At 71.7% G+C, this 10,657-nt stretch carries 9 protein-coding genes and 1 pseudogene; 6 read left to right on the top strand and 4 right to left on the bottom strand.

Annotated features, from left to right (window positions below; genetic code table 11):
* Positions 1 to 1,006, top strand: a 1,006-nt coding sequence (locus D471_RS0120350) for a methylmalonyl-CoA mutase family protein (RefSeq protein WP_017600325.1), incomplete at its 5' end; no start/stop codon positions are given.
* On the opposite strand, the pseudogene D471_RS38550 reads toward D471_RS0120350, so the two are convergent.
* A pseudogene (locus D471_RS38550) lies at positions 982 to 1,152 on the bottom strand (DUF397 domain-containing protein); the annotation flags it as partial. The gene D471_RS0120350 and the pseudogene D471_RS38550 sit on opposite strands and share 25 nt — an antisense overlap.
* A gap of 418 nt (positions 1,153 to 1,570) precedes the next feature.
* Between D471_RS38550 and D471_RS0120340 the strand changes: the two are divergent.
* The 5 genes from D471_RS0120340 to D471_RS0120320 all read left to right on the top strand — a co-directional run bounded on the left by D471_RS0120340 (position 1,571) and on the right by D471_RS0120320 (position 6,392).
* Positions 1,571 to 2,518, top strand: coding sequence for a tetratricopeptide repeat protein (locus D471_RS0120340; protein ID WP_051059227.1), 948 nt, complete (start codon positions 1,571 to 1,573; stop codon positions 2,516 to 2,518).
* A gap of 210 nt (positions 2,519 to 2,728) precedes the next feature.
* On the top strand, positions 2,729 to 3,508 hold the full coding sequence (locus D471_RS0120335) for a cytidylate kinase-like family protein (RefSeq protein WP_051059228.1): 780 nt from the start codon (positions 2,729 to 2,731) through the stop codon (positions 3,506 to 3,508).
* A gap of 502 nt (positions 3,509 to 4,010) precedes the next feature.
* Complete coding sequence (locus D471_RS0120330) at positions 4,011 to 5,408, top strand: NAD-dependent malic enzyme (RefSeq protein WP_017600322.1); 1,398 nt, start codon at positions 4,011 to 4,013, stop codon at positions 5,406 to 5,408.
* Positions 5,409 to 5,491: 83 nt separating this feature from the next.
* Positions 5,492 to 6,073, top strand: a complete 582-nt coding sequence (locus tag D471_RS0120325) for a YqgE/AlgH family protein (RefSeq protein ID WP_026127905.1) — start codon at positions 5,492 to 5,494, stop codon at positions 6,071 to 6,073.
* Between the two features lie 76 nt (positions 6,074 to 6,149).
* Positions 6,150 to 6,392, top strand: coding sequence for a DUF3039 domain-containing protein (locus tag D471_RS0120320; RefSeq protein ID WP_026127904.1), 243 nt, complete (start codon positions 6,150 to 6,152; stop codon positions 6,390 to 6,392).
* A 121-nt stretch (positions 6,393 to 6,513) separates the two neighbouring features.
* Here D471_RS0120320 and D471_RS0120315 read toward each other — a convergent pair whose 3' ends face one another.
* From D471_RS0120315 to D471_RS41170, 3 genes are all read right to left on the bottom strand, one after another.
* Positions 6,514 to 8,391 carry an HtaA domain-containing protein gene (locus D471_RS0120315; RefSeq protein WP_026127903.1) on the bottom strand — a complete coding sequence of 626 codons (1,878 nt, stop codon included), beginning with the start codon at positions 8,389 to 8,391 and terminating at the stop codon, positions 6,514 to 6,516.
* A 107-nt stretch (positions 8,392 to 8,498) separates the two neighbouring features.
* Entirely contained in the window at positions 8,499 to 9,161 is a 663-nt protein-coding gene (locus D471_RS0120310) for an HtaA domain-containing protein (RefSeq protein ID WP_017600319.1), read from the bottom strand.
* 148 nt (positions 9,162 to 9,309) lie between these two features.
* Complete coding sequence (locus D471_RS41170) at positions 9,310 to 10,638, bottom strand: hypothetical protein (RefSeq protein ID WP_017600318.1); 1,329 nt, start codon at positions 10,636 to 10,638, stop codon at positions 9,310 to 9,312.
* Positions 10,639 to 10,657 lie beyond the last annotated feature (19 nt).

The raw sequence follows: 10,657 nt of genomic DNA, 5'->3' as shown, positions 1-10,657 counted from the left end.
GCCCGCCTACCACATCCGCGAGGCGGGGGCCACGGCGGCACAGGAGCTCGCCTACACGCTCGCCGACGGGTTCGGCTACGTGGAACTCGGCCTGTCCCGCGGCCTGGACGTCGACCGGTTCGCGCCGGGTCTGTCGTTCTTCTTCGACGCCCACATCGACTTCTTCGAGGAGATCGCCAAGTTCCGCGCCGCCCGCCGGATCTGGGCGCGGTGGATGCGCGACACCTACGGGGCCACCACCGAGAAGGCGCGGTGGCTGCGGTTCCACACCCAGACCGCGGGGGTGTCGCTGACCGCCCAGCAGCCGTACAACAACGTGGTGCGCACCGCCGTCGAGGCGCTCGCCGCCGTGCTCGGCGGGACCAACTCCCTGCACACCAACGCGCTCGACGAGACCCTGGCGCTGCCCACCGAGCAGTCCGCCGAGATCGCGCTGCGCACTCAGCAGGTGCTCATGGAGGAGACCGGGGTGGCCAACGTCGCCGACCCGCTCGGCGGCTCCTGGTACCTGGAGTCGCTCACCGACGAGCTGGAGGCGGAGGCGGAGCGGATCTTCGCACAGATCCTGCGCATGGGCGGCGGGCGCGGGGCGGAGCACGAGATCGGGCCGATGACCTCCGGCATCCTCGCGGGGATCGAGAACGGGTACTTCAACTCCGAGATCGCCGAGGCGGCCTTCCAGTACCAGCAGGCGCTGGAGAAGGGCGACAAGCGGATCGTCGGGGTCAACTGCCACACCAGCACGGTGTCCGGGGAGCTGGACATCCTGCGGATCAGCCACGAGGTCGAGCGAGAGCAGAAGAGGGAGCTCGCCGATCGCCGCGAACGACGCGACGGGGCCGCCGTCGACCGAGCCCTCGCCCGTCTGCTGGAGGGCGTTCGGGCCGACGACGGCAACCTGGTGCCGCTCATCATGGACGCCGCCCGCGCCGAGGCCACGCTGGGGGAGATCTGCGCCACGATGGGGGAGGAGTTCGGGACCTACACCGAGGACCCGCGTTTCTGAGCCCCGCGCACCAGGGGCGGCCACTCGGAGGCGGGGAAGGAGAGGTGGCCCGCGTCGCGGTTCCGCCTGTCGCGGATGTCGGCTCCGGCGGTGGCTACGCGGGCCTCCACGCACCGATCGCCGTTCATGCTGTAACCGGCCCTGCTCCTTCGCCACCCGGGTCTGTGTCAGCCCGCGCAGTTCCCGGAGCCGTCGCAGCTCTCACTGAAGCTCACCCATGGTTCACAGGTTGTCGCGGTGTTGTCAGGCGCAGGAGCTGTCCAGGTGGTTATATCAGCGTCCCTGGCGGTGACGGATCAGTCTGGTTCAGCGTGGAGCCGTGGAGAAGGCAGAATGCGGTACCTCCGGGCGGGCGATATCTACGAACCCCGCGATGCCCGTAACACCGCCGAGGCCGAGGTCGAGGAGTGAACTTCCCGGCGGCCGGTGACCGGTTCGGGAAGGCCCCCGGTCCCACCCGGGCAGGTCGCGTCCACGCCGGGGCGGGGGAGGCCGTCCGGCCCCGTCCTCCACAGCTTCCTCCGGGCGTCACCCGCTCTTCCGCGCATGGGGCAGGATGGAAGTATGCAGCCTTCGGACTTTTCACCGAACAGTGCGGTTGACCTCGGGGCGCGCAAGGCGGCCTTGGAACGCGAGGCCAAGCAGCGCGCCGAGGAGTCGGCCGGTCGATCCAACCCGTACGCCGTCAACGTCGACGAGGCGAACTTCCAGGCCGAGGTCCTGGAGCGGTCGATGTCCGCCCCGGTCGTCCTCGCCGTGCTCGCCGGGTGGTCGGAGCAGTCCAAACAGGTCGAGAGCGCCCTCGACCGCCTCTCCTCCGCCTCCGGCGGCAACTGGTTCCTCGCCAAGCTCGACAGCGAGGCCAGCCCGCAGCTCGTCCAAGCCCTTCGCGTGCCCACGACCCCGATGATCATCGTGGCCGTCCAGGGCCAGGTCATGCCCGGTCCCGCCGGTCCGGCCACGGAGGAGCAGTTGCGCGACTGGCTCGGCCAGGTGTTCTCCGCCCTCGCCGAGCAGGGCATGCTGCCCCCGGGCCACCCCGGCACCGTCGAGGGCGAGCCCTCGGCGGAGGAGGCCCAGCAGCCCGAGCAGCCCGCCGTCGACCCGGTCGACGCCGAGGCCCAGGCCGCTCTGGAGCGCGGCGACCTCGCCGCCGCCGAGGCCGCCTACGCCAAGGCCGTGGAGGCCTCCCCGGACGACGTCGAGGCCAAGCTCAAGCTCGCCCAGGTCCGTCTGGTCGGCCGTCTGCAGGACGTGGACGCCGGTGCCGTGCGCCAGGCCGCGGCCGACGACCCCGAGAACGTCGCCGCGCAGTGCGCCGTCGCCGACATCGACATGTACGGCGGCAAGTTCGAGGACGCGTTCGACCGCCTGATCACCACGGTCAAGCGCACCAGCGACGACGACCGGAACAAGGCGCGCACCCACCTGCTCACGCTCTTCGAGCTGCTGCCGCCCGGCGACCCGCGCGTGGGCGCGGCCCGGCGCAAGCTCACCTCGGCGCTGTTCTGAGCGCACGTCCCGGGGCGTCGCGGGGTGCCGGCATCGGGTGGGAAATCCCGTCGTCGGCACCCGGCGATACCCGGGGCGTCACATACTTGGACATAACGGTAAATCGTCGCTTTCTTCTGCTCATGTGGACATCGGGGTAGCCGACCGGGTAGCGGGTACGAACCCGGTGACGGCGGGTCGCACGGCCCGATGGCGACCCGGCAGGTGCCCATGAACGACGACGCTCCCCGTGACGGCGGCCCCGTGGTCACGATCTCGGCGACCTTCGGTACCGGAGGCGGCGTGATCGGCCCCGCCGTCGCCGCCCGACTCGGGGTCCCCTTCCTGGACAGGGCCGTTCCGACCGCGGTGGCGGCCCACGTCGGCTGCTCCCTGGAGGAGGCCCTGCGCCACGACGGCCGCAGTCCGGGCGGGCTCGAACGCCTCCTCGCCAGTGCCGCGCGGCTTCCGACGGTCACGCTCGGCGGCGTGGACACCGCCCTGAGCGGGCCCACCGACACCCACGGCCGCCTGTTGTACGACCACGAGTTCGTCGAGGAGACCGAACGCGTCATCAATGAGGTCGGCCACGCCGGGGGAGTGGTGCTCGGTCGCGCCGCCGCCGTGGTCCTGGCCGACCACCCCACCGCCCTGCACGTGCGCGTCGACGGCGACCGGCAGGCCCGCCTGCGCCGGGCCCGCGAGCTGTGGGAGACCGGGAACCGCGACGAGGTCGGGGGTTACGACTGGTGCGACACCCCGCCCACGCTCCGCCTGCTCGACGACAACGACCGTGCCCGTGCCGCCTACGTCCGCCGCTTCTACCGTGTCGATCCCGCCTCCCCGGAGCTCTACCACCTGATCCTGGACGGAACCGCGCTGACCATCCCGGCGTGTGTGGACGTCGTGGTCCACGCGGCCCGGGGCCGAAGGGCGGACGGTGTGGCGGACGGCACCGGGAACGATGACGCCGCCGATGGTGAGGGCCCCGGCGACGGCCGGTCCCCATGACGTCGCTCCGAGGTTGCGCCCCAGTCATGGAAAATTGTGGAGTTTTTTACTGAAGGTCGAATTGTCGCCTACTGCTGACGATCTCGCCTTGACTCGGGTAGGGTGAGGCGACCCGGTCGCGTGCACGAACCAACCCCCTGCCGTGACCGCGGTCCACCGTGCGGTGCACCATGAATGGAGACACCGCGCGCAGTGGGCACGCAGGACAACCCACGTTCCGCCGTGCGGACACGCGTGTCGAAGCCGCGCCCGGCGCGGGGACGGCGCACCGCCCGGAACGGACGGATCGCGGGGACGGGGTCCGCACCCCGGACCCGGACGGGGTTCTGCGCCACGGGCCTCCGTTGAGGGCGTCCCACCCGCCGCGAAGCGGCCCTTGGGCGGTGGTGGGCGACGGGCGGGCCTCCCGGGTGCCGACGTCAACGCCGACGCCCCGGGACATACGGGGCCGTCCGTGTACCCCACGGACGCACGACACCAAGCAAGAGCCAAGGAGCAACACGTGGCCAGCCTTCCCAGCGTTTCCTACTCCCTCACCGTCCGGCTCGAACTGGACGCGGGAGGCAGCGCCGTCGGCAGTCTCACCAACGCCGTCGAGCACGTGGGCGGCATGATCACCGCGTTGGACGTGGCGGCCGCCGGGCACGAGCGCATTCGGATCGACGTCACCTGCGCCGCGCGTGACACCGACCACGCCCAGGCGATCGTCGACGCCCTGGGCTCGGTCGAGGGCGTCACCGTCCACAAGGTCAGTGACCGGACCTTCCTCATGCACCTCGGCGGCAAGATCGAGATGTCCTCCAAGGTGCCGCTGCGCAACCGCGACGAGCTGTCCATGGCCTACACCCCCGGTGTCGCCCGCGTCTCCCAGGCCATCGCCGCCAACAAGGACGACGCCCGCCGCCTGACCATCAAGCGCAACAGCGTCGCCGTGGTCACCGACGGCTCGGCCGTCCTCGGACTGGGCAACATCGGTCCCGAGGCCGCCATGCCGGTCATGGAGGGCAAAGCCGCCCTGTTCAAACGCTTCGCCGACATCGACGCCTGGCCGATCGCCCTGGACACCCAGGACGTCGACGAGATCGTTCGCACCGTCCAGGTTCTGGCCCCCGGCTTCGGCGGGATCAACCTGGAGGACATCTCCGCCCCCCGCTGCTTCGAGGTCGAGGCCCGCCTGCGCGAGCTGCTCGACATTCCCGTCTTCCACGACGACCAGCACGGCACCGCCATCGTCGTGCTCGCCGCCCTGCGCAACGCTCTGCGCGTGGTCGGCAAGGAGCTGAGCCAGGTCCGCGTCGCCATGTCGGGCGCGGGTGCGGCCGGTACCGCCATCCTCAAGCTGCTCATGCACGCCGGGGCCAAGGACGTCATCGTCTGCGACGTGCACGGAGCCGTGCACACGGGACGCGAACAGCTCGACGACAACCTGCGCTGGATCGCCGAGCACACCAACCCCGAGGGCTACTCCGGCGACCTCAGGGGCGCCGTGGCCGGCGCGGACGTCTTCATCGGCGTCTCCGCGCCCAACCTCCTCAGCGGTGACGACATCGCCGAGATGAACGACGGCTCGATCATCTTCGCGCTGGCCAACCCCGACCCCGAGGTCGACCCCGAGGTCGCCCACCTGCACGCGGACGTCGTCGCCACCGGCCGCAGCGACTACCCGAACCAGATCAACAACGTGCTCGTCTTCCCGGGCTTCTTCCGCGGCCTGCTCGACGCCCAGAGCCACGAGGTCACCTCGGACATGATGGTCGCCGCCGCCGAGGCCCTGGCCGACGTGGTGACCGAGGACGAGCTCGGCCCGAACTACATCATCCCCAGCGTCTTCCACTCCGACCTGTCCGCGCACGTGGCCACCGCCGTGCGCGAGGTCGCCCAGCGCGGCCGGGGGAACTGACCTTCGGACACGCGCCCGCGGAGAGGGGCGGTCACCACTCACGAAACCCCGGGTAGGGGTGTGAACCTGGGTAAGGGTGCACCATGGACCAGCCAAGACTGACCGGGCGACTTCTGGTGGCCGCCCCTCTCCTCCAGGAGGACTCCTTCCGCCGCTCGGTGGTGTTCGTCGTGGACGACACCGCCGACGGCACCCTCGGGGTGATCCTCAACCGTCCTCTGGACACCTCCGTCGACGAGGTCATCACCCCCTGGGGCGCCTACGCGAGCGAGCCCGCGGTGATGTTCTCGGGCGGCCCCGTCGGCGAGGGGGCGGGGATCGCCCTGGGCGTGGCGGGAAGCAACGACCCTCCACCGGGCTGGTCCCCGCTGGAGGGGCTCGACCAGAACCTGGGGCTGGACGGCGTGGGCGTGGTGGACCTGGACGAGTCGCCGTCACTGCTGGGCGGAGCCCTGGGCGCGTTCCGGGTCTTCGCCGGTTACGCGGGGTGGAGCGCGGGTCAGCTGGCGGGAGAGATCGACGAGGGCGCCTGGTACGTCGTCCCCGCGATCACCGACGACGTCTTCACCATCGCTCCGGAACGGCTGTGGTCGCGTGTGCTGCGGCGCCAGGGCGGTGATCTGGCATTGTTGTCGACCTACCCGGAGGACCCCACGCTGAACTGAGCGGCGCCGAACGATCGCCGTCAGGTGCGCGGCACCCTATACCGTGGAACGCAGACGTGGAAAGGTGTGAGGAACGATGCCGATGGATGTCTTGAACAAGGTTCTGCCGGACAGCGAAACCAAGCCGGACACCTCGCACGACGACGGTGATCGTGAGCGCTTCGCGCACTACGTGCAAAAGGACAAGATCACCGAGAGCGCCGTCACGGGCAATCCGGTGATCGCCCTGTGCGGCAAGGTGTGGGTCCCCAACCGGGACCCCAAGAAGTTCCCCGTGTGCCCCGAGTGCAAGAAGGCCTACGAGGAGCTGGTGAAGTAGGCGCCTCCCAGCGCCCGCCTCGTGCTCCGACGGGAGGGCCCCAGCACAGGACGTGTGCTGGGGCCCTCCCGTCCCCCGTTCTGTCTCCACCGCGCCGGGGACGCCGCGCGGTGGGGCGGGATCAGCCCTCGGACTCGGTGGTCGCCTCGGCGGGGGCGCGCCCGCGGGACGCGACCATCGCGGCACCACCGGCGCCGATCGCCACGACCGCCGCGACGAGCAGACCGGTCAGGGCCACGCCGGTGTTGGGCAGACCCGGCTTGCCGTCTCCGTCACCGCCGCCGTCGTCACCGCCGTCCCCGTCCCCGTCTCCGCCACCGCCGTCGTCACCGTCGCCTCCGGTGTCACCGCCGGGCACGTCGGCGTCCTCGGACACACCCACGGTGAGCGTGACCGGGTCCAGCTCCTCACCCTCGGCGTAGAAGTCGGCGAAGGCGGGTACCCCCTCGGCGGTCAGGGCGGCCGGGATCGCGTCCCAGGTCAGGACGTCCTCGGCGAGGGTGTACTCGACTCCCGACAGGTCCAGGTCGGCGAAGGCCACGTCGTCGTAGGCGATGAGTTCCTCGTCGTCGAGCGACTTGCTCACCACGTCGGCGTAGAGCACGCCGGACGCGCCGTCGATCACCACCCGCGGGTCGGTGACGGTCATGTGGAGGAGCGGGTCGCCCTCCTCGTAGGCGTGCCCCTCGAAGAGCACGGTCCCCTCGAAGTCGAGGTCGGCGGTGGCCGCGGCGAGGTCCACCTCGCCCTCGCCGCCGGAGAAGGCGAACGTGCCGTCGTCGTTGCGGGCGGCCCCGTCCTCGGTGCTGATCGAACCCTGGGCGATGTCGCCCTCGATGTAGGTGCGGAAGGACTCGCGGACGCCCCAGTCGGCGCGTCCGGAGTGCACGGTCGAAGGTCCCCCGGGGGTTTCCCCGTCCCCGTCCCCGTCGTCGTCGGCGGCGAAGGCGACCGGGACCCACACGTCCTGGTCGCGGTTGTCGAGGTCGTGGCGGTCGTTGAACACCGCGACGTAGCACTGCTCCTCGGCGCAGTCGTAGGACGTGCCGTCCTTGTCGAAGGCGCCGACCACGTCCAGCTCGGTGCTGAAGGTTCCGTCCTCGGCCGGGGCGGCGGCGTCGCGCAGCCAGACGCCGTCGCCGTACCAGTGCCGGGGGTGGGAGTCCGGCGACCGGGGGACGCCGGTCAGCGCGACGTAGATCCCCGCGCCGGGACGGAAGCCGGTGCCCTCCACCGTGACGACGTCACCCTCGGGGTCGAGGGCCGTGGACGGGGTCACCGTGACCCGGGGGTCGTGCGGGACCGGCTCTTCACCGGCCTGGAGTGTCGTGGTGAAGGCCAGCGGGTCCATCGCGGTGCCCGCGGTGTAGAAGTTGGCGAAGGCCGGTACGGCGTCGGCGCGCAGGCCGCCGGCCGTGGACGTGAGTGTGAGGTCCTCCTCCTCGACGGAGAGCTCGACACCGCTCAGTTCGGCGACGGGGACCTGACCGAAGTCCTCCAAAGGGGCGGGCGTGGTCTGCTGGACACCCTCGAAGGGGCGACTCTCGACGTCGGCCAGCACCAGCGCGGAGCCGTCGCCGTCGAACTCCACGCGCGGGTCGGACAGGCGGATCTCCAGGACGGGCCCGTTGCCGTAGTCGTGCCCGGTGAAGGCCACCGTTCCGCCGAAGTCGACGTGGCCGGAGGAGTCCTCCTTGGACACCTCCCCTCCGACGGTCGGGAAGTCGACGGTGCCGTCGGCCAGGACGGTCGCGCCGTCGGAGCCCTCGTACCCGCCCTGGGCGATGAAGCCGGACACGTAGTCGCGGAAGGACTCCTTGACGCCCCAGGCGGCCGAGCCGCCCTCGACGGTGACGGTCTCCTCGGCCGAGGCGCTCTGGACGGGGGCCAGGGCGAGCGTGCCACCGACGACGGTGGCTCCCGTGGCGGCGGTCAGTGATCTCAGCAGGCGTCGGGTCCTCCCCGGGGCCCGAGTCCCGTTGGACGGGGTGGTGATCATGGGGCGGCTGGTTCCAATCGTGTCGGGGGATTGCCGGTGTGAGGTGGGGGAGAGGACGGCGGCGCGGGGTGGGACTCCGCGCCGCCGTCGTTCGGTCCGGACCTGCGTCAGTTCGTCTCGACCGTGAAGGAGATCGGGTCCATCGCGGTTCCGGCCGAGTAGAAGCCCGCGAACGCGTCGACGGCGTCGGCGTGCAGGGCGCCGCCGGTGGAGTCGAAGGTCAGCTCCGTGCCGGTGTCGGTCACGCTCTCGCCGGTCAGCTCGGTGACCGCGATCTCCCCGTAGTCGACGAGCGGGTTCGGAGTGGTCTGGAACGGGCCGTCGAAGGTGCGGCTCACCACGCGGGCGTAGACGATGGCGTCGGTGCCGTCGAACTCCACGCGCGGGTCGTGGACCTGGACCTCCAGGACGGATCCGTTGCCGTAGTCGTGGCCGGTGAGGACCACGCCGCCGGAGAAGGAGGCGTCGAAGGACCCGTCCGTGGCCAGGGCGCCGCCGGCTCCGGGGAAGTCGACGGTCCCGCCGGTGTTGACGGTGGCGCCGTCCACGCCGACGTAGTCGCCCTGGGCGATGAAGCTGGTCACGTAGTCGCGGAAGGACTCCTTGACGCCCCAGTCCGCCGAACCGCCGGTCAGACCGGCGTCGGCCATGGCGGTCGAGGGGGCGAGGGCGAGCACGGCGCCGAGGGCGGCGGTCGAGGCGACTGTGGCGAGGCCGCGCAGCGTGCGACGGGCACGGTCGGACGTGTGGGGAGCCATGGTCAGGGACATGGGGTGTTACCTCCGAAGGAGATGGTGGAAGGGACCGTCCCGGGTGGGGACGGGGCCGACCCGTGGCCCGGTGGCCGGACACCGGATCGGAGTGGGTGACGTCGTGGGGTGGACGCTGCCCGTGGCGGGGGCGCCCACGTGGCGTGCCTCAGGTGGCGGCGGTGTCCCGCCGTCGACGGGTGACGATCAGGGCTGTGGCTCCGGTGGCGGTGGTGACGACCGCGGTCAGGACCAGGGCCCAGAGCGCGGATCCGGTGGTGGGCAGCTCTCCGATGCCCTCGTTGCCACCGCCCACCGCGCCGCGGGAACCGTCGGAGCCCGAGTCGTCCGACCCGGAACCGGAGTCCGATCCCGAACCGCCGGAGCCCGATCCGTGATCGGACCCGTCCTGTGACGTGCCGCCCTGCCCGGAGAACGTGATCGGGACGAACACGTCCTGGCTCCGGTCGCTGGAGCGGGTGTGGTCGTTGCGGGTGACCACGGCGCACTCGGTCGAGGCGTCCGTGCAGTCGGTGTTGGCGTCGCCGGCGCGCACGGTCAGCTCGACGGAGAAACCCCCGTCGGCGCCGCCGCCGTCGTAGGGGACGGCCAACCCCTCGCCGTAGGGCGGCGGGTTACTGGACACCCACACGGACGATCCGCTGGACCCGTCCATGTCGACACCGCCGATGCACGGGCTGGGCGCCTGGTCGGCACCGGCCCGGCTGATGTCGCACAGGGCGACGTAGATGCCTTTGGAGGTGTCGTAGCCGGTGCCGGTCACGGTGACGGTCTGTCCGTCGGGGTCGAGGCCGGTGGTCTGGGAGACGCTCAGCGTCGGGTCCGCCCGGGTGGTGGGGGCGGTGGTCCGGGGCTGTGTCGTCTGGGTCCGGGGGCGTGTGTGGGGTTGGGGCTGGGTGTTCGGCGCTGTTTCAGGGGCGGCGAAGGTGATCGGGACCCGCCCGACGACCGGGGCCGGAGCCGGAGCCCTCGGGAGGAGGACGGGCGTGATCGTGCCCGCGCCCGGTGCGGTCGAGGCGTCCTCGTGCGCGCCGTCCGTGGCGGCCGCGTCCTCGGCCTCCGTGTCGGCGGCGTTCACGTCGGCGGCGTCGGTCTCCCCGGTGTCCTCGGTGGCGTTCGGGGGCCGCGTGCCCTCGGAGTCCTCCGTCGGCCCCGGTGGCTCCGTCGCCTCCGGGGCGGGGCCGACCTCCACGAGACGGATCTCGAAGAGGTCCTCCACGGTGTCCAGCCCGGCGTCGACGGCGAAGCCGGTGTCGGTGTCGAGGGTCACGGTGAAGGTGCCGCGCCCGCCGACGTCCACGGCGACCGCGTCGTCGGCGTCGTGGACCGGTGCCGGGTCGGCCTCCGGGTCGGCGTCGGTCGCGGCCCCGGCGGGGACGGCCCAGGTGGAGACCTCGAGCCGGGACCCGGGGTCGTGTCCGATCCCGGAGACCGTCACCGTGTCGCCCTCGGGGGAGAGCCCCTCGGTCCGGTCCACGGTGGTGACCCGGGCATGG

Origin of the sequence: Nocardiopsis lucentensis DSM 44048, assembly GCF_000341125.1 — a bacterium.
In the GTDB taxonomy this organism is placed as follows: Bacteria; Actinomycetota; Actinomycetes; order Streptosporangiales; family Streptosporangiaceae; genus Nocardiopsis; species Nocardiopsis lucentensis.
Note: the sequence above shows the minus strand (reverse complement) of the source record. Positions and strands in the feature narration are given on the sequence as shown.